This window comes from Parabacteroides sp. AD58, from assembly GCF_023744375.2.
GTDB lineage: Bacteria > Bacteroidota > Bacteroidia > Bacteroidales > Tannerellaceae > Parabacteroides > Parabacteroides absconsus.
In genome coordinates, this window is the sequence record NZ_CP146284.1 from 1060111 (window position 1) to 1080723 (window position 20613).

The window sequence follows — 20613 nt, forward strand, 5'->3', positions numbered from 1 at the left end:
TAAAATAGAATCATTAAAAAACAAGACTGAATTATGGCAATGAAAGAGAATTTCATCTCGATGGCTCCAGATGAAGAATCCAATGCGAAAGTCAACCCTATTGATAACAACAAAACGCTGATGATTGACCAATACACATCAAACGTTGAACCAGGAAACCCTGAATTCGTTGAAGATATCCGAACAATAAACGACGCGTTCGCACACTTCAAACCTTCAGTTGAAGTTGATTTCATTGATGAGGAAGGCGGATCAGTCAACGAGGTCCTTCATTTCAGTGAACTACGTGATTTTGAAGCGCAAGGTGGCAAAGGAAGATTGGTTGAGAACAGTCAATTCCTTTCTGGCATCAAGAAAAAAATTGATACCAACGCGAAGATCAGGAAGAGTATTGAGCAAAATCGTAAGCTTAGGGATATCCTAAAAGACAATTCAGCAAAAGAGGAACTGAAAGAGATGTTACGAGCTATGCTCGAGGAACTTGAAAATAATAAATAACCACACGAATAAAAATTAAATTATCATGGCAGAAACAGAATTACAAAAAAGTAACATAGCGTCGCAAGCAGCTTCAGGCGCAGGCGAAGCAAAACCCAAGCAACCGTCAAAAGACATATCACAGTTGTTATCAGCCTTTGGAGGTTTTAATGCTGTTCGCGGCTTCATGCCCGACGCAGACAACCTGAATCCTGCACGTAAGGCTGCAAAAGCAGTCTTCTTGTCAGATAAACGTTTCAAGGAAAAGAGGGAAAACCTGATTAACGACATCAAGGGTTGGCTCGAGATCCTCGACGAGGAGCATGAGAGCGCTACCGAGTTTGCCGACGCATGTAAAGAAAAAGAAGAGAAATACACGAAGGTATTAAGCCAAGGTATCACTGACGCGCTTTATGCTACAGCCAACTTGGAACGTTCTTATCGGGCACTCGACGGTTTCTTCAAGAATGCCAATACAGATAAAGTAAAAAACCTGCGCTTGATTAACGTCTATAAAGACGATATAGCAGACAATGACTCAGGCTTCGCGCATGAAGTAGAGGTTTTACTACGGAATGGTTTCGATCGTTTGAGCCTAAAGGATTGCTACAGCCTACTGGTTGTTCCGGGTAATGTTTTCCAAGACAAGCCTACACTGTTACAATGGGCGAAGATCGCTTTCAAATATAAAGTCATGCTGATTACTGACCATGCAGACGAATATTCGTTCGACGATCTTTACTCAAATACAGAATGGTATCATGATAGCGATATCGAATTACAAAATGTGATCATGACAGCGAACTGGCTTGTCGGTCGTGATTCCGAGAAAATGTCGGAAGACGAAAAAGATACTCCTGCATTCTATGTTTATGGATCGGGTGCGTTGGCCGGTAAGTTATATGACGAGAGTGCAAACATGGCACAAGGTGCAGGCGGTAAGAAATACGGAACATTGGATGGCGTCAAAGGCGTCAAACTCGACCTGCTGAAATCTGAGATCGCGGCTTTGATGGATAACCAGGTAATTCCTATGGTTTATTCTGAAGGACGGGTTATGGCCTTCAACAACACCACTCTTTACAATGGTGACAATACGGCCATGAAAGAGTATCCGATCGTTCGCGTATTCGACTGGGTTAAGAAGGTCTTGATGAACTACGTGCATGAAGTTGCCCTTGAAAATTGGGATCCGTATAATTCTCCAAAGAACCTGAAAGCAAAGATCCAAGCATTCCTAAATGACTATAAGGGTTATGGTAACTTGTTCCAAAACTATGAGATCAAGGAACCGACGCAAGACCCAATTACAAAACGTATCACTTGCGACATCAGCCTGACGCCTTTCTACTCGGCAAAGAACTTCATCATCAAAGTTTCGGCTGACAAAAAAGACAAAGATGCCCAAATGGCATAACATATTAATTAACTAGAATTACTAATTTTTTAAACGTATAATTATGGCAAAGACACCCGTAAAATTAGAAGTTGATGGCTATAAGGAACGAGAAGTCATGATGGTTAAATATGAGTTTGACCAAGCGACTGATGTAGAAGGACAAATGTCCGGTATTCCACGTGGCGGTAAAATCAATATCCGTGTTAAAGCCTTGAATGATGGTACTCCTGATCTGCTTGCATGGATGGTAGAGCGTAATTTACCAAAGAATGGTGTAATCACTTTCCTCGAGACAAAAACTGGAAAAAATATGAAGACTATTAAATTCACGAATGGTTATTGTGTCAATTTCGAGGAAAAATGGGAAGATAAGAAAGGTCATTTCGAAGAGATCGAAATCACGTGTCAAAAGATTGAATTCGAATCTGTCATTTTTGAAAATGATTGGGCTTAAGCCTTAAGCAAAATGTAATGTCTAATTTAAAACAATTGAAAACCTATGGCAGAAAATATCACACCGGTACAATTATCGGTAAAAGATTTCGAGACTCGTGAGGTCATGATGATTGACTACGCGTTTTCACAAACTACAGATCGTGAAGGTCAAATCTCTGGTATTCCTAGAGGTGGACGTATCGATATTCGCGTCAAGGCCATGAACGATGGCAACAACCAATTATTACAATGGATGCTCTCTCCGAATGATCCACGCGATATAAAGATCACCTTCTATAATACAATCGACGGCTCTACTATGAAGGAACTGGAAGGCACTGGATGCTATTGCGTACACTACCTGGAAAAATGGGAAGACGGCGAAGAGCACTTTGAGCAACTGCAAATCGTTTGCCAAGAGCTGAAGAACGGTCCTGTCGACTTCCAAAATCCTTGGAAATAAAAATTGGACTCCATATAAAGAAGAGGCTTCACGCCCCATTATTTCCCGGCAAACTTATCGTTTGCCGGGGAAATGATTCTATAAACCAAACTAAAAAGATATCGCTATGTCCTTATTCGCGAACTTATATATTGGGGATAACGCCTCTGGTAATTATACGAAAATGTATCAAGTAGTCCGATGCCAGGTTAAGGTATCGAGAAAATATGAAGCCTACATGCCCGATAGCGATCCGCGATGTGATCAAGTAATCCTATCTGTCATTGCCCCAAGTAAAAATGACCTGGAGCTATTTGAATGGTACATCGACCAAACCTCGCTCTCCGGGAAAATCATAATTGATCTGGCCAACCAATCGGCCAAATATGACATAACGGAGAGAACTTTCAAATTCGAGGATGCAAAATGCTTCTCGATCGAAGAGTCGTATGATATCAACGATACCAATCGCCATCAGCTCAAACTGGGGATTATGATGGAAAAACTGGAGATCGACGAGAAAACATTCCAATAAAAGCGAATCATCCAATTTAGGTCTTGTATGCAAAATATCTCAAATTATATCAAAGCAACCCTCTTTTTCGACGACTTCAGTGAAATCAAAGTCAAAAAAGAACAGGGATTCACGCTACAACAATTCAACTACGAATGTTCCCGGAAGAGAAACAACATGGGAATGCCCTATGGCCCGACACAAACAACCGTTTTAAAGTTCCTGATCAAATCATTACCGGACGGTTACCTGAAAGAGGTTTACAAACGGCTGGATGAGAATACCGACTCAAGCTTCTCGATCGTTTTTAACGCGACCTTTCGGATGGACGAGAATGGGGAAAACACGCTAAGCGATTACGATAGCGCCCTAATCATAACTGGGTTCGTGATTAGTGTTGACGAATCCTATGGCGAAGGTCCCCAAACCTCAAAAGCAACCGCTAATCTGATGATGACAGATGTCGAGTTTCTGACGAAATCAATCACTTATGTCGGAAGCGGCAATATGAAAACAACATTGAACATCAACTTCTAAACGACATAGAAAAGATTATGGCAACTTACACATTAGATATATGTAAAAGCAGTGACAGCAATACTTTCTTGAGTCTGACTTACGACAAAGTCGGAAACGCTTCCGCCCAAATCAATATTAGCGGTATATCTCTTACGTGCAAATTATTGGAGATTCATTTTGCCAAAGCAGTTTATCAGCCAGGAGTCGTCCGCTTCAAACTCCATCTGAGCGGTAAATCACGACCAAATATCACAGATATTTTTAAGCAATTCCAAAATACCTATATTAACTTGTTTGGTGGAGAGAAGAAATCACAAAACATTGCGATCAAATACCATTTGTTCGACATCCAACCGGAAATCAAGAGCGAGTCGACCAGCGCCATAGACTTGACTATAGTCGCTTATAGCCCTGATAAATATCTCGCTCTCGACAAGTATTGCAAGGCTTATACCGGTAAAAAACTCCTTCATGATATCGTAAGTGACAAGCAGAATTGGCCGAACCAATTGCCGGATGAAATCACGAAAGATTATTCAAAAAAACAAGGAACGACAGAAACGACAGACAGCGAAACAGGCAAGAAAATAGATACCAGCCTGATCATGTACGCTCCCCAACACCTTTCTTCCGATGAAACAACAAGCAAGGAATACATCCAACCCTATCTGGTGCAATACAACGAAAGTTTCCTCGATTTCCTCGTGAGGGTTATGAGCCGTTGCGGAGAATTCTTTTTCTATGAGAATGGTAAATTCCATTTCGGATGGAAACCAAGCGACAGTTTTTCAATTGACAAATATGCTGCAGCACGGTTCTCACAATCCATCTACTCCGCTTGGGAAAACAATAAGATCGGAGTCGTGCACGATAACTACAATTATCTGGATGTTAACTCGGAAAAGAACTATAAAAATCGTCCAAGAAACAACATCAGTTCCTCCCTCAACGTGAACTCAGAGATTGCGAGTGACGAGAATCTGACGCCCATTCCTCCCAAGAACAAATATACAAGCATGGAGGAATTCGCCCTAATGCCCGGTGCTTTCGCGGTTTCAACGGTCTCAGAAATGCTGAATGAGAAAACGCTGCTGGATATGACCGAAACATTCATAACTACAAAAGCTGCGACAATTTCAAGTAGTTCATATGCCTCCACCGATGCCAACGACAAATATGAGGATGAATTTTTCCCAGAGAATAAGAAAGAAGGAGAGTCTCAAAGCGCAGAATACAAGGAACGGCTAGACGGCGATAATATCCATCTTTACAGCACGACCGTCTCATCGGAACAGGAGCCCTTCAGCCAGACTTTCTATACGGAGATTGAACAGAATATGAAGCAAGCAGAACAAGGGCGCGCCTTTATCGACCTGAGAGAGAATTTTTACGAAAAGCTCTCCTTGGGAGCGGAGGTCACGTTCGAAGGTACTTCGTATATCGTCGTCCGAATCAATGGCGAAATCACATCAGACACGGAATCCGTTCAAATCGAGATACTACCGAAAGTCTCTAAAAAATTTTATCCGCCTCTCGCCCCAGTAAGTCCAATCCGTACAGTCAGCGCACAACGGGCATTTGTCGCAGCCAACAACGACCCGATGCGGATGAACCGGGTTCGTGTTCGCTTCCCTTGGCAAAAAGATGAAGATGACCCTTCTCCTTGGATACGCATAGCCCTTCCTATGGCATCGGAAGACAGCGGCTTCAATTTCATCCCTGAGAATGGAGACGAGGCGATCGTCAACTTCGAGAACGGAAACATCGAGAAGCCCTATGTTGAAGGGCTCCTCTATTCGGCAGACCGGAAACCATCGTACACTTATAAGAAAAACAACATGCGTTCCATATCTTCCCGCAACGGCCACTCGATCATTTTCACAGACAACAAAAAAGGGTACGACGCATTAAGCCTCTCCCCGTTGTGGAGTACGATCAACAGTTTTGTACCCGTATTGAAATTCGATGGTTCGAAAAGTATGCAAAAAGCAACCGGAGGCATCGAGCTTACGGATGAATATGGCCTCTACTCCATTTCCATGTCGTCCAACAAGCGAGCTATTTCTATCGACTCCCCTTTGGGAAGCGTAAGCATCAACGCCTTTACCGGCATCAAGATTAGCGCGCCAAATGGGAATATCCGGATTGAGGGAAAAAACATTACGCTTGCCGCAGGTAATAATGTAACAATCGAGTCGGGAATCAACAAGGGAACATACTTTTGGCCCTTTACAGGGCATTCGTTTTTCAGCCAACTTAAAGACACAGGAAATACATTACTCGGCAAATTTCAAATTATTGACATGGAGCTCGTCCGTTGCGTAATGGAAACGTTTCTGCGACCTGTGGGCGGCACCTTACTCATAAAATCCAACCGCTACCTGCGGCTGGAAGCAGGCAAAGGTGAAACTAACGTCTTGAACCGGGATTTAATAAGCAAATTCTCCAACTATAAATCCATAGGTTTAACACTTAGAGAAGAATTTTCCAGAGCGACAACCATTTATAGTCCACATATTTATAACTTGTTGAACGAGGCTGTCAATTTCATCCAAGCTATATTTGAAGCGCACAAAAAAGTATATCTCGACCTAATAGATAAGGAAAATACCTATGGTATAGTGTTCGATGATTTGCCTAGGGAAATACGACCTAAAGCAGAACCAAATTGGGATACTTTATATACGAAAGTGAAAAACAAAAACAAGATCGAATCTATAAAACATAATATTATAAACCCAAACCAAGATCCAATTCGGGTTTATAACATATTTGTAAAAGTGGCAGAAAAATACATACCTAACACATTGGAAGATACTGTTTGGAAAAATAAGACCAAAAATCTTTCTCCTGCGATAAAAAAGGTGGTCAATGATGATAATATAAAAATTCTTATAAAAGATTGCTACAATCCAGTATGTTATGAAAAGCGAGGGAACCAACAACAAGTAGTGGATAACAATAGTACCATCGACACAGAAAATAAAAGGAAAGCTGTATTCGCTATTTTAAGGAGGCTTATTGATGACCAAAGAAGTAATCTTTATCGGAAAATCACATTAACTGGTTCTCCCAATTCTTACTCGGATAATGATTGGAGAAGTTTTTCCAATAGCAATTTGCTTCAAATCGAAGTCGAAGAAGCAGAACAGCTCAATAGGAAATTAAACAGCGAGCGAATGAAATTTTTCAATAAGGCGGCCGGTACTGAAGGTATGTTCGATCAATATGTCTGGGACAAATCTGAAGACGGAAAAATCCTTTTTTCAGATGACGCAGGGACAACATTGCAGTTCTTAAACAACACGGTTCACCCCTATGATGCCTCTCGAGATTTAAGTCAAATAATAACTGATTTAAAGAGATTACTCAGTAGTATTTAATCCAAAAAGGTTAAACATATGAATATATTATTGGCACAATTCGAAAATTGGCAAACCGCCCTGGAAGATTTCCAAAAAAACATCGAGAAGGAACTGGAAGAAATCCGGCAACATAAGGCTGAGGTCCGGCAAATGAAAATCGACCTGATCGACCATCTTGGCCAGGGACGTTATGTCCGCGACGAAAACAGGATTATCATTTCCGCTCCGGAGATAATCATAGGCGACACCGACAAAAGCGGAATGCTTCTGAACGGCAGCTCGCGTGTCATCATCCGAGCCAACAACATCAACCTAGAAGGCGTCGGGAGTGGGGCAACAGATACCGGGAGCATCATCAGCCGGGCAGCGAGTATACGGCAAATCGCGGTTGATCCGGGCATAGACGGCACGGAAAGCGTCGTCAAGCCAACCTCCGAGATTGTCTCCCAGGCCCGGAACCTCACGCTAAGAAGCGATGACGCCGAAGGCTTTTTTTCCTCCAGCGCCCCGTCTGCTGGTACTGGAATTCACCTTTCATCAAACAGCATGGTCAGCATCGACGCCACCAAATCCAGTGAGACGCAAAGTGAGCAGCTGGAAAATCTGGAGAAAGGACTAAAGACAATCGTCAGCGACCTTAAGGAAGATATGAAAAATGTAAAATCGGCAACCGCATCCCTCATGTCGAAGATGAAAATGTTAGTCAACAAGGACATCATGAACCTGGACGCAATAACCACCCGTACCAACTATCTCGACATCGAGGAGTTACATACAGAGTTCAGCCAGCTCTCGAGCAGCCTCTACAGCACGATGACCGACTATTTCAACATCCTTTCGCGTCTAGCCGAGGCGAACCGGCAGCTGGATTGCATCAAGGAACAGAAGGAGGAGGTAAACAAAATGAAGTCGTCCTTCAAGGAGAAGACGACGGACACCTTCATCTCTCTTCGCTCCGAGAACATCAGCCTGACCTCGACCGACGGCGAAGGCAACCTGCGAACCAACGACGGTGCGGGCATCGGACTGGCGGGTAAGCAAATCTGCCTGACATCCTACGGCAACGACGGCGCCCTGATCAAGGAAGGCGGCATCTTCATGGGGTCTCAAGAGGTAGAGATTAATACCGCCAATCCCAAAATATCTGACAAGAACGTCGATCTGCCGGCTGAAGGCAACGTGCGCGTCGTCTCGAAAGCGATTGAGGTCGAAGCGGTGGACTACGAGACGAAAGACGGCAAGACCGAGGAAAAGAGCCTGACCAAAGAGGGCTCGTTCACCGTGCGGGCAGAGAAGATCAACCTCAACGCTACCGACACGGATGGCAAGGCAACCGGATCGATCGCCGCCAACGCCAAGGCGGTTGAGGTCAAGGCAATGGACGTGGACAAAGAGAAACGGACTGACAAGAGCCTGGCCGCGGGCAGCACCCTGCTCCTATTGGCAGAAAAGGTTTATGCCGGGTCAAAAGACAAGAAGACCAAGAGCAAAAGCGTGCAGGTGGCTTCCGACAAGGTGGGTCTCTTTGGCGATACGACTGTCGAGCTCCAGCAAGATGGCAAGGCGATCCTTCAGCTGAGCGGTGGCGACGCTTCTCTGTCCGGCAGTAAGACCACTTTCTATGGCGAAACCACCCTGCAAGGAAAGGTTACCTTCAAGTCTAATGTCACTGCGGAGACAGTCGATATGAAGAACCTCAAGGTACAGACATCATTCAAAACGCCTTACACAACCGAAGGCATATCCGTTCCGGGAGCACCTTCTACCGCAAAACTAAGCGTTAAATTGAATGAGGAGGAATTGAAGTCGAACAATAAATAATAAAAGAGAAAGAATATGGCAAAGTATGTTTGTATGGGCGCGACCCTGAAATGTACCTTCGGAATGACGCCCTCCACATTGATGGTCACGGTTCCATTGCGACCGATGATCCAAAACAAGCCGAAAGCCACCATCATGGATTTCGCCCCATTGGTAAACATCCTACCTTTCGGTATGTGCCAGTCGCCAAGTAATCCTACGGTAGCCTCAGCGACTGCTGCCGCAATGGGCGTATTGACACCTATGCCCTGTATTCCAGCTATTGTAGCTCCTTGGGCTCCGGGTGGCAAAGAGTTGATCACCAATATGCCAGCCCTACTCGACAACTGTAAGCTGATGTGCGCTTATGGCGGTAGTATTTCTATCACAATGCCCGGTCATACCTGCGATTCGCAAGGGAAATAAAATCTCATCATAGGAAGGTGTGTCAAAAAGCACACCTTCTTTTTTTAGCACAAAGCCCCGACTTTCACAAGCTGGGGCTTTGTTATTACCTAAAGATTTTGTATCTTTAAGCATAAAGATTTATACATATGGCAAAGATACATTTTCGTCCATACACTCCCAACCAAACGGTACTTTTTCCGCAAAGAATCGATGAAGATATTGCAGAAAACGATCCTGTGCGCATGGTTGACGCTTTGGTTGAAAGCCTGAATCTTGAAGGTTTCAGGAAGTTATACAAAGAATGCGGCCGCAGTCCTTACCATCCCAAGATGATGCTAAAGGTTATCTTGTATGCCTATATGAACAATATATACTCCTGCCGGAAAATAGAAAAGCTTCTTCATCGTGATATCCATTACATTTGGTTAGCCGGTTATGAGAAACCGGACTTCATTACTATCAATCGTTTCCGTAACCGGGTGAAGAATGAGATTAACGAAGTGTTTACCCAAACCGTACTTCTGCTTTCATCCAAAGGTTTCATCAGTCTGAATGTGGAATATATTGACGGAACAAAGATTGAGTCCAAGGCCAACAAATATACTTTTGTATGGCGGAAGAGCGTTGAGCGAAACCGTGAACGACTGATGAAGAAAATCAGTGTTCTGTTAAGCCAAATAGATGACGTCATCGTTCAGGAAAAAGCTTCGGAAAACAACGAGGAAATTGAGTTTACACCTTCCATGCTGACAGAAATGGCGGGAGAATTACGCAATGCCCTTGAACAGACTTCAGAACCATCCACGAAAGAGCAGAAATCTGCACTGAGAAAGAAACGCAGGCAACTGAAAGAACTGGAAGCACATAGAGATAAGCTTCAGGAATACAATAACCATCTGGACAATCTTCAGGACCGCAACTCTTATTCCAAGACAGACAAAGAGGCCACCTTTATGAAAATGAAGGAGGATGCCATGCGCAACGGTCAGACAAAGCCCGGATATAATCTTCAGATTGCTACGGAAAATCAATTCATTATCGATTATTCTCTTTTCCCGAATCCGACTGACACCTTGACGATGATCCCCTTCCTGAAGTCCTTTGCCGACAGATACGGCCAGTTGGCTCATACGGTGGTTGCTGATTCCGGTTACGGATCAGAAGAGAATTACCACTTTATGTCGGAAAACGGGATGGAAGCATACGTCAAATACAATTATTTCCATATGGAGCAGCGGCCAAGATTTAAACCGAATCCTTTTAAAGCCGAAAACTTTTTCTACAATGAAAAACAGGATTACTGTGTCTGTCCAATGGGACAAAAGATGCAGAGGGTAGGTACCAGGCATACGAAAACCGAATCCGGATATGTAGTCGAATATGCCAGGTATAGGGCTGTCAGATGCGAAGGATGTCCGTTAAGATGTCTGTGTTTTAAAGCTAAAGGAAACAGGACGATAGAACTGAATCACCGACTCAGGATATACAAACAGAAAGCCCGGGAACTTCTTTGTTCCGAAGAAGGGCTGAAACACAGAGGGCAAAGGTGTATAGAACCGGAAGCTGTATTTGGACAGATAAAATACAACATGAACTACAAGCGCTTCCGTCATTTTGGAAAGGACAAGGTTCTCATGGACTTTTGCTTCCTGGCCATCGCCTTCAATATAAAAAAGATGTGTACCAAGATGAATAAAGAGGGTATAAATTGGCCAATTAAACACCTTTACGGCCTTATTACCGCTCATTTAAGCTATTGGGAACAAAATAATCGAGATTATCTTCAGAATATCGCTGCCTGAAAAAGTTAACTACGCTCTTATCGTTGATAAAGAAAAGAGGGTGAATCGCGTATTACGACACACCCTCATTCATTATATCTATTCCCCACCAACGAGCTGGCTCAAATCCAGCTTAGAGCCCTTGTCCTCACCACGGGCGGCTTGTCGTTCACTCTCCGCTTTTTCAGATTCCGCCTTTTTCGTCAGGTATTCCTGATAAGCTGTCTCAATCTGTTTCTCCTTTTCCTCCCGATAAGACTTACAGATCTCCATAATCTGGTCGTACAACTTCTTGAGCTCTTCTTTCGCCTCATCGATCTCCTCGGGCTTGGCGCCTACCAATTGCTTAGCGATCTTTACATCATAGGCTGCGTTGGCCGCCTCGATCTTCGCTGTCATCTCCTCGTAAACGGCTTTCACGTAGTCCATACCCGCATCGTGGCGATCGTCGTTCACCTCGGGCATCGTACACAAGACATACTTATCGTCTTCCTCTTCCGATTCGGCCTCTTCTAAGCCCTCTTCCTCCTCGTTCATCGACTTCTGCTCTATCTTATAGTCCGGATGAGCCTGAGAGACCGCTTTACAAATAGCGAACAGGCTGTCTTGCTCTTTAGGGATCAAGGCAAACTGATCGTCCTGAGGTATCGCCACATCAGCCACATCCTCAAGGTTCATCGACTCATCGCCCAACTCAACCTCGACCGACAAGAGCGCGGCCGGCTCGGCCTTTACACCGAAGTGCATAAACTGGTAATTCATAAACACTGCGTAACCGCTCATCTTCTGTTGAACCTCACGCAACAGATTATAAACCGATCTTCTCATATCCTTTCCTTATATATTATTACTTAAGTTTCGCAAGTAAAGTGTAGCTCCTCAGGCGGCTGGTGTCAGCCTGTCGAAAGCCTGCTTCACAGCTTTGATTTGTTTATCGTTTGATATTACTTGTTCAGTCAGAACCATTGCATCACAGTTAAGTACCTCGGCAATGACGTTTATAACTTCTACAATCAGCAGCCAGATTTTTTCTGCTACTGAAAGTTCGACAGAGTTCTTTGAAATTTCGGCAAAGAGTCCTCCGATAGTTTCGTATGATTCATTGCGTTTGACATAACTGAGTATATTGTACTGTAGTACGCACAATGATATGCCTGCAATCTGTCCGGCGAAGTCTCTGCACTGGTTCTTTCCGAGTTTCAGGTTTTGCTTCATCTCTTTGTGAGCCACTTCGATAACCCATCTTCTTGAATAAAGTCTGAAGGCTTCTTTGGCATCAAGTTTAAGGTCAGAGGTAAGTAGAGCATTCCAGTTGCCCTTCTTGCCTCTTCTGTAAAAGAACAGACTGACCTTAATGCCGGAGATTTTAGCAGATACAGTTGCTGTGTAGTAACCGATTGAGCGGCTATACTTTACGTTCCTGGATTTCTGGAAAATCTTGATAAGTTCAGGCGCTGTCTTGTTTCCAAGATCTGTCTCATACTTGGTTTTGCCCATCTTTATCATTCCGATAAGGTGGCATCCAAAGTGCCTTGAGACTACGAACTTCAAAAGTTCAGAGCAGGTAAACCAGCTGTCAACAAGAAGATAATCGAAACGTACACCCTCTATGATTGAGCGTTTGAGCATACTGATGGCCGTCTCAATCTTACTTGCAAAATACTCAGCGCTACGCCTGGCAATACGCTCATCCCCTGAGTGTTCCTTGCAATAGCGAGCCTCCGTCTGTTTCTTGGATAACCCCTGTGGCTTATCGCTTCGTTTTCCCTCCTCTCCATGGAGAGAAAAGTCAAGGAGAAACTGGGATACACCATCCGTAAAGCAGAGGAACATTGCCTTGAAGCCAAGTATAGACTTCATTTGGGTATGAGAGAATACCTTGCCAATCTTCTCGGTCTTGAATCCGGTCTTTGGAAGGTCTGTATCATCGATGATGACACACCTGATGTCCGACTTCAATGTCGTCCTGCGTTTCACACGTGAATACAATTGCCTGAAAATCGAATAGATGATACGTCGCCAATTGACGTTGCCGTCGTTCATGAAACGATAGAACATATCTTTGTGGCAGACAAACATCCTGCCCAAAGCAGAAGACGAATAGTTGGCTGCATTTTTAATTGAAAAGAACGGGAACAGAACAAGCAACTGCAACACCTGAAGACAGGTGAATTTGCAATTCGGATTCTTAATTGACCCGATGACTCTACTTTGTATTCTTATGCTGTTCATAATGGTTGAGATGCTGTTTATTGCCTTGCTGGAGTCATTGTTTGCAAAAAACTCTTGGAGTTCACCGATAATATGTCTATTTTTGTTCATGGCTAAAGGGTGCTATATTGTTTGTTTGGCGACATTAATATAGTGATAATCATTGAATTATCAAACTCTTTAGCCTTTTTTTATTACATTATTTGAGTACTTGCGAAACTTGAATATTATTACATTCAATTCCATCAATACTCTTTCTTCTATTTCAACTTCAAGTTCAAGTTCACGATATCGTTTCCTCGCAAGTGGATCACACGTTCTACCTCTTTCCTTCCTTTTACCAAACGGATACGATAGGTCCGATCAATTGGTAAGTTGCGCAATACACAAGGAGTGAATCCCACCGCCAATCCATTCAGGAAAATCGCCGCATCAATCTCATCACACGTGACATTTAACAGACCATAATCTGCTTTCGGCGAGATCAGGTTCAATTCCACCATCTTGCCCGCCTCAACCCAAAAGAAATCGGTTCGTGACTCCAGTCCCTCTTTCCTCGAGCTGACAGAATAGAACCCCGGCGCCAACTCTCCTCGCCACTCACCTCGCCCAACTAACTCGCGGTTAAGCCAGATCTCCGTCTCCGCGTCGAACGCCGTGATATGAACATCCGACACGACTGACGCTTGAGTTGTATCACCCCGCAAGACGGGAGTCGAAGTTTTTCCCTCCTCAGACACAACTTCAGTTACCAACGAAGAATCCGACAAGAGAGAGACCTGCTCCGGCAGCGGCTCGCCCCGTCGTGACGGACGTAAAGCCACACCTCGCAAATCAATCACCTTCCGTTCTGCATTGGCGATCTCAACCAGACGTTCATAATAGGTCCAATCGCCCTTCTCAATGGTCAACCGATAACGCCCCGGTCTCAATCGCCCCGTTTCAGCCCGCACAGAGCCAATCGGCTTCCCGTCCAACAAGATCCGGGCATCGGTCAAGTCGGTTTCGACCGTCAGATATGCATAAAAAGACTCTAGGATAAACCGCTTCTCGAGCCGAGCGGAATCCGTCAACTCAATCGTATCGCTCAAAGGCTTATAAAATGGGGACTCAATCCGACAGGCATGCTTACCGATAGGCAAGTAAAGCGACAATTGTCCGTTCTGAATTTGATGCATCACGCTATCCAGATAGACAATCGCCCGCTCCGGTCGCACCGTGAGCAGAACCCATTGCTTTTCCTGCCGATACTCCTTCTCCAGGCTCTCCGTATAGAGATAGGCTTGATAATGCTTTTTCCTCTTCAACGCCTCGGGCGTTTTCCAGGTATATTGCCCATAAACCGGATGCTTGATCGTCAAGAAGTCACACTTATGGGGCAAGGCCAATGTAACAAGACCATCGCCCTCAGCTACCTCAACAATCATACCACCCACCGAGAACTCAAAACCCTTCTCGTTCGTGATTAAATCTAGCAAAGCGAAACGCTTATCAACAGCAAACGATGCTTTTCGTAGGAATGACTTCTTATATTGCCCAAAATCCTCGACACGCATTCGCTGGGCTATCAAAGGGATAGTCCACACACACCATAATATGATCCACCAATATCTCATGTTCCAGAGAACTCATAATACCGAATACAAACTTACGAAAAATCAGTGAGATATTCCTAAAATACAGATTCATTTGTATTGGATAACATTTTCACAAATAAGTTTCCAGCGACGGATCGATATACCTATTACTAGATCCTTAACTCTAATCTATTCATTGAGCAAGAAAATTCACTTTGGATGTAGGTACTTTTCTGAATATTTACTATTTTTGGGCAAGAAAATAGATAAGTACCCCAAATGAAAGTAGACTATTCCACCCCGATCTTTGTCACACCTTCTGAGACGGATTCCAATCTACACCTCTCGTGCTTCAAGCAGGACAAGCTAAGAACAGCTAACGTCATGGTGGTAGGTTGTGGTGCTTTAGGAAATGAGGTGCTTAAGAATTTGGCATTGTTTGGAGTCGGCCACTTGGTGATTGTTGACTTTGATACTGTAGAGCCTTCGAATCTGACTCGCTCTATACTATTCAATCAGACTGATGCCCAATTGGGACGTCTTAAAGTAGTAGTAGCTGCCGAACGACTTCGAGAAATCAATCCAAAAATCCAAGTTCTACCTCTGGCAGGAGACATCACCCACGACGTCGGGTTAGGTCTTTTACGACAAATGAACGTCGTCGTCAGTTGTGTGGACAACCGTTGGGCTCGTTATTGTCTGAATCGATTATGCATGCGCGCCAACGTAACATGGGTGGATGGGGGCATAGACGGTCTTGAAGGAACTGCCCGAGTCTTCATTCCGGGTAAAAATTGCTATGCCTGTAATTTGGGGCCGGAAGCACTCAAAGATCTGTCATACCGCCTATCCTGTGCCTCAGCAATTAAACGGAACGAACAAGCCGGTCATGTACCAACAACACCAATCGTGGCTTCTATCATTGGGGCAGTTGAAGCACAAGAGGCTATCAAACTGTTGTATCCTAACGAACTGTCTAACGGGCAACTATCCTCTCTTTGTGGTAAGATGTTTTACTACGAGGGACAGCACTTGACCTCTCGAATTGTAGATTTTATCGGATACGACGAGGATTGTCCGGTTCACGAGCAATGGGCACCAATCAAACAATCGGAACTGACTACCAGCTTGCGGATCGACGAGGTACTAGAGCTGCTGTCAAAGTTATTAGGAGAACAAGAAGTGACAATTCATTTGCGAGATCACGCCTTTGTGGATTATCTCGTCACACGAGAAGAGAACGAACGAAAATTTATTGTCATGAAACCGGATCACGCAATCGGAACATTCGTGGAAAATGACCCCACATTGTCTTGTCTTCCTTTTAATGCTTTGTTTCAACATGAGATCAAGCAAATAGATTCCAGTTTTCCATACAAGGAATTGACTTTGAGTAAAATCGGTATTCCTGCATGGGACGTACTTCACATCAGTACCAGACAGGAAGACCATTATGTTGAACTAGCCGATGAGCATCATTATTCAGAGACCTTATTTAAAAGAAAAGGATTATGATGAACGAGACAAACCTATACGACATTAGTGCCGAATTCTTGCTAAATCATCTCTATCCGAATCAGATGGACCGATGGCAAGTGAATTGTGCCGGAACTTTTTACAGGAATTACAGCGAGGACATATTGGAAATTGACGAGGAAAAAGCTAATATACTCCTAGCTCGTGACAGCTTCTTGCGATTGTTACCCCAAGGTCTGATATCCGATGATAACGCCCTAAAAGGAAACAACTTCGAACAAAAGTATGAGCGCTTGAAAAAGAAGGAGGAACTACTGCGATTACTTTTTAAACCTGTCGACACGCTTGCTTTCCGTTTCCGGCTCCACATCGAGAATCAGGTAACCCAGCTCTCGGAGAAGAAACTGGCTTTCTTGTTAAAGTATTATTTTCTCTATGATATTACACGAGAAAAGGATCCCTACATCAAGAGAGTAGCTCCTTTCCTGCTTTTCATCAGCCAGTTGCGGGCAAATTTCGGCTTTATAGGCGACCTGCTCGCATGTTTGTTTAACCACAAGGTTGAGATACACAGAGGTCTTTATACCTGGGAAGAAGACGAGCGTTGCGCCAGTCCGGCCATCGAATTCCAGCTAATCGTCCCTAACCTGACAGCTAAGACCTATGACAAGCTGGACAAGGCGATCGCGCCATTACGGGAATTCCTTATCGAATGGTTCATCCCCTTCGATACCCATTGCGTCATCGACATCAAGCAACACGGTCATCCGTTTACCATTGGAGAGTCATTAACACTGGATTACAACACTGAGATCGGGCAATAAAGATATATCAAAGTATATTGACACAAGAGGAACAATTATGAATATTAACTCAAGAATAGACTGGAAAGCCGGTATGGCGATCTCCGAGCGAACCTTCATCGAGATGGACGAGAACCTCTCCCGTCGGCAAGAGGTTGCGAGCCGGACCATCAACGGCAACCAATTCGGGCTTATCCCCTTCACGGAATTTAACTGCCAAGGAGGATTCGTCCGCAACAAGCTGGAGATCGAGCGGCTACAATGCATGGCGCTTCTTCCTTCGGGAAAGATCCTTCACATAGACGAGAAGGTTGTAATTACCATACCTTTGGTCTATGGCGACGAATATTACCTGGCCTGCGGCTTTGGTGATGGACAAACTGTTTTCGATGTAAAGGCGGTCCCTTTCGTTCGCCCCGAATACCAGTTCGGGATCTATTCTCTGAATGAGCTGGAGGGAAGCGACCGTTTTCCGGTGATGAAATTCAAGGTTAAGGATGGCATCTTCTCGATTGATCCCGACTACATTCCTCCCTGCCTGCACCTCCAGTCAGACAGCCGCTTCCAGCCCTATCTCAAACAGCTGTCGGAAACCATCTCACAAGTGGCCGAGCACGCCAACCTGGAATCCGGAGAAGGCAAGAGGGCTTTACAGCGTTATGCCTACCTGTTAAAAGGCTACGACATGAAAAACCGAACTGCCCATTTCATCCAGCTAGCCAATGAGATTGTCCAGGCGATCGACTATTATATCGTAAAGCCAAACACCGAGACACTAACTGAACTCCAATCCTATAACGAGTACGACATCGTCCGTTGGTTGGGATGGCTCGAGCAATATGCCAAAGGGGCGATCTCCATCCTGGATAAAGTTGTTCTTGAGGATCACAGCATCGATTTCGACGCTTTAAAAGCACAAATTATAGCGGAACTTTACGAAAGGCTCTATCCGGAACTACACGATAAGCTCTACGGGACACTCAAGGAGAAACTTTATACTGAAATTACAGACGACCTGATCCTCAAATTGACTGACTATGTCAACAACCGACTCAAAAGTGAGCTACACGACCTATTGGCCGGTGAACTGTCGGAAGAACTCTTCGAAAAATTATTCAAGGCATTGTACGACAGCCTTTACAAAGCACTATACGTGCCTGATGAGAAAGAGGAGGAAAAGGAATTCATGCCATTAATTTAGACAACTATGAGTATCCTGTTACCATTACAAATTGAGAAAGGCCAATTGACCCGAGCTAAGAATCTCAAAGAAGCGATCGACACGTTCATTGAACTTTTATTGACCACACCATGTCAAAGTTGCATTGCTGATCGTCAATTCGGTTTTATTTTCAATAATTTAAAATTTGAGATCTTCAACGAGAACGAAGGAGTCATCTACAACTCAGCAACCAAGGAAGAGGATTTGGGACTTTACGATAAAAAGGTTTCCGGTTCTTCTAAAAGTATCAACACCTTCGCAATCGAACTAAAAAAAGCCATCGAGACCTACGAGAAACGGCTTACCAATGTCTCTGTCACGATGAGTTATATCAAGAACCTAAAAAAAATACATGTCAATATCGAGGGAACATTCCAGGAAACAAACGAGACCTACAAATATACGACTAGCCTCAACATTTGGAACTGACATTTTCCCTCATGACATCAAATACTGAAGTAAATGAAACAAAGCATATTCAACACCCGCCAAAGAGCGGAAGAGATCATCAAAGAAGCTGTTACCATCTGGCAGCACGGTTTCAACAGCGAGCAGCTGGAAGGCATCGAACAGGATCCGGTTTTCTCCCTATTCCTGACCGCACTCGCCTATCAGGCCAACGAGATCGACAATGAGGTTGAGCAGCTTCAAGAAGAGATTCTCGATGAACTGACCCGCATGTTCATTCCTTACGAGAAAACTCATCCCCTGCCAGCGACCTCGCTCGTAGAAGTCCAGCTTGACGACAGGATACCGGAACTACCACTTGACCAACAAAGTGGTTTCCTCCTACCCGATACAAACTACGGGTTTATTCCACTACTAAAGACCCGGGTAATTAACGGCGAGGTTCAATCTGTCGTACGAGTTGACAACCGTCGCTGGAAAGTCAGTCTCAAACTCAAGGGAGCGATCAAACAGCTCTCAGGAATGACTTTTCTAATTGGCAATCCCCATTTCCAGGACCTGAAGCTTTACGCCAATGGTGTCATGCTGCCGCTCATCAAGCCATGGGATTATACAGACCTTCCACTCAACGAGTGTTTCTCACTCAATAATATGATTTACAACAAATCGCTCACCTTCCAGGCCAGCAATACATGGTTCGACCTGTTCGCTCAGCAGAACGCCCGGCTGTTTTATATCGACAGTTACAAAGGAAGCGATATGCCATTCGATAAGCAGGAACTGATCTTTGAGTTCATCGGGATTGACGACCAGTTCACATTCGACAAAGAACAACTGTTGTTGAACGCGACGATCCTGGCCAATGTAACCCAACACTCGATCACACTCTCCTCAAACTCGCCCATCGCCCGGCTATCCGGAGAGAACAACATGCAACAATTCCTGCATCTGATCGCGCCTAACGACAACCAGCTCTATCATGAGACACCAATCGAGATCCGGCGAGTCGCCACTGACCGGTTCAATGCCGAACGTCTAACACGGCTGGCCTCTACGCTGATCAGCCGCTTCTCATCCGATTATTACGCATTCCAGAAAATCGAGACACTGCGTGAGGGCAAGTTTATGGAGCAATTCTATGCCTTGCTGAAAAAAATCTCGGAAGGTCTCTCTAAATCCTCATCAGAACTTACCTCCAGCGTTTATCTCCTACTCCGGAACGACCGGGGATTTCATCCAAAAGAAGTAAGTCTCCAAGTCAATTATCTGACGACTGACGGTAGTTCGGTCAATTCCAGCTTAAATGCCAAAAGTAACTTTTCACCTTTGGCAAATGCCTACATCCAAAGTGTCCGGAAACTGGCAAACCCAATGCCAGGTTACGATGAGATCCAAAATGAAAATGCTCAAAGCAACCTCGCTCGTTATTATATGATCACGAATGACCGTATCGTCACGCCTGCCGATGTCAAAATCTTATGCTACAACGAACTGGATAGACGTTTCGGTATCACAAGTGAAATGATTACCAACATCAAGGTAAAACAGGTTCAGCAAGCAGAACATCATCATTATGGATTTGAGACACGTATCTATATTTCCCTAACAGATAATGCCTACATTAAACGTAACTTTCTGGATAAAATTCCAATGACTGAACTAATCCTCCAAAAAATGATCGAAGTTAGAAGCACAAACGTCTTCCCTGTCGTCGTCAATATCGAGGTGAAACAATCAGATTTGTCGAAGAATGTATAAAATTGAGGAAAGGAAGTA

Annotated in this window: 18 protein-coding genes; 15 read left to right on the plus strand and 3 right to left on the minus strand. The window is 44.3% G+C overall.

The features are described 5' to 3' along the window. The first annotated feature begins 33 nt into the window (after window positions 1-33). The 10 genes from NEE14_RS04490 (at window position 34) to NEE14_RS04535 (ending at window position 11161) form a co-directional block, all read left to right on the plus strand. Window positions 34-498, plus strand: coding sequence for a hypothetical protein (locus tag NEE14_RS04490; protein WP_251968509.1), 465 nt, complete (start codon window positions 34-36; stop codon window positions 496-498). A gap of 25 nt (window positions 499-523) precedes the next feature. Continuing rightward, window positions 524-1894, plus strand: coding sequence for a DUF5458 family protein (locus tag NEE14_RS04495; protein ID WP_251968510.1), 1371 nt, complete (start codon window positions 524-526; stop codon window positions 1892-1894). A 43-nt stretch (window positions 1895-1937) separates the two neighbouring features. Further along, complete coding sequence (gene tssD / locus NEE14_RS04500; RefSeq protein ID WP_251968511.1) at window positions 1938-2330, plus strand: type VI secretion system tube protein TssD; 393 nt, start codon at window positions 1938-1940, stop codon at window positions 2328-2330. A 45-nt stretch (window positions 2331-2375) separates the two neighbouring features. Then, the gene (tssD, locus tag NEE14_RS04505) at window positions 2376-2774 is read left to right on the plus strand and encodes a type VI secretion system tube protein TssD (RefSeq protein WP_251968512.1); all 399 of its coding nucleotides are present in this window, start codon (window positions 2376-2378) and stop codon (window positions 2772-2774) included. A 106-nt stretch (window positions 2775-2880) separates the two neighbouring features. Beyond that, window positions 2881-3288 carry a type VI secretion system tube protein TssD gene (gene tssD, locus NEE14_RS04510; protein ID WP_251968513.1) on the plus strand — a complete coding sequence of 136 codons (408 nt, stop codon included), beginning with the start codon at window positions 2881-2883 and terminating at the stop codon, window positions 3286-3288. Window positions 3289-3315: 27 nt separating this feature from the next. Further along, window positions 3316-3804, plus strand: coding sequence for a hypothetical protein (locus tag NEE14_RS04515; RefSeq protein ID WP_251968514.1), 489 nt, complete (start codon window positions 3316-3318; stop codon window positions 3802-3804). A gap of 17 nt (window positions 3805-3821) precedes the next feature. Then, window positions 3822-7169: a phage baseplate assembly protein V gene (locus NEE14_RS04520; protein ID WP_251968515.1), complete on the plus strand. Its 3348-nt coding sequence runs from the start codon at window positions 3822-3824 to the stop codon at window positions 7167-7169. Window positions 7170-7187: 18 nt separating this feature from the next. Further along, complete coding sequence (locus tag NEE14_RS04525) at window positions 7188-8972, plus strand: hypothetical protein (protein WP_251968516.1); 1785 nt, start codon at window positions 7188-7190, stop codon at window positions 8970-8972. A gap of 15 nt (window positions 8973-8987) precedes the next feature. Next, window positions 8988-9377, plus strand: coding sequence for a DUF4280 domain-containing protein (locus NEE14_RS04530; RefSeq protein ID WP_251968517.1), 390 nt, complete (start codon window positions 8988-8990; stop codon window positions 9375-9377). A 128-nt stretch (window positions 9378-9505) separates the two neighbouring features. Then, window positions 9506-11161, plus strand: coding sequence for an IS1182 family transposase (locus NEE14_RS04535; protein ID WP_338578731.1), 1656 nt, complete (start codon window positions 9506-9508; stop codon window positions 11159-11161). A gap of 78 nt (window positions 11162-11239) precedes the next feature. Here the strand turns inward: NEE14_RS04535 and NEE14_RS04540 are convergent, their stop codons facing one another. From NEE14_RS04540 to NEE14_RS04550, 3 genes are all read right to left on the minus strand, one after another. After that, window positions 11240-11968, minus strand: a complete 729-nt coding sequence (locus NEE14_RS04540; RefSeq protein ID WP_251968801.1) for a ribosome recycling factor — start codon at window positions 11966-11968, stop codon at window positions 11240-11242. A 51-nt stretch (window positions 11969-12019) separates the two neighbouring features. After that, a complete protein-coding gene (locus NEE14_RS04545) occupies window positions 12020-13462 on the minus strand; it encodes an IS4 family transposase (protein ID WP_338578704.1) in 1443 nt (480 codons plus the stop codon). Between the two features lie 149 nt (window positions 13463-13611). Next, a complete protein-coding gene (locus NEE14_RS04550) occupies window positions 13612-14967 on the minus strand; it encodes a PEGA domain-containing protein (protein ID WP_251966745.1) in 1356 nt (451 codons plus the stop codon). Window positions 14968-15207: 240 nt separating this feature from the next. Here NEE14_RS04550 and NEE14_RS04555 point away from each other — a divergent pair, with 240 nt between their 5' ends. The 5 genes from NEE14_RS04555 to NEE14_RS04575 are packed head-to-tail and all read left to right on the plus strand — an operon-like array spanning window position 15208 to window position 20595. Continuing rightward, on the plus strand, window positions 15208-16443 hold the full coding sequence (locus NEE14_RS04555; RefSeq protein ID WP_251966746.1) for a HesA/MoeB/ThiF family protein: 1236 nt from the start codon (window positions 15208-15210) through the stop codon (window positions 16441-16443). Beyond that, window positions 16440-17228 carry a hypothetical protein gene (locus tag NEE14_RS04560; RefSeq protein WP_251966747.1) on the plus strand — a complete coding sequence of 263 codons (789 nt, stop codon included), beginning with the start codon at window positions 16440-16442 and terminating at the stop codon, window positions 17226-17228. The genes NEE14_RS04555 and NEE14_RS04560 overlap by 4 nt, the downstream gene beginning before the upstream one ends. A gap of 37 nt (window positions 17229-17265) precedes the next feature. Beyond that, a complete protein-coding gene (locus NEE14_RS04565; RefSeq protein WP_251966748.1) occupies window positions 17266-18408 on the plus strand; it encodes a type VI secretion system baseplate subunit TssK in 1143 nt (380 codons plus the stop codon). A gap of 6 nt (window positions 18409-18414) precedes the next feature. Next, window positions 18415-18858 carry a GPW/gp25 family protein gene (locus tag NEE14_RS04570; protein WP_251966749.1) on the plus strand — a complete coding sequence of 148 codons (444 nt, stop codon included), beginning with the start codon at window positions 18415-18417 and terminating at the stop codon, window positions 18856-18858. Window positions 18859-18891: 33 nt separating this feature from the next. After that, window positions 18892-20595, plus strand: a complete 1704-nt coding sequence (locus NEE14_RS04575) for a hypothetical protein (RefSeq protein ID WP_338578796.1) — start codon at window positions 18892-18894, stop codon at window positions 20593-20595. The last annotated feature ends 18 nt before the right edge of the window (window positions 20596-20613 follow it).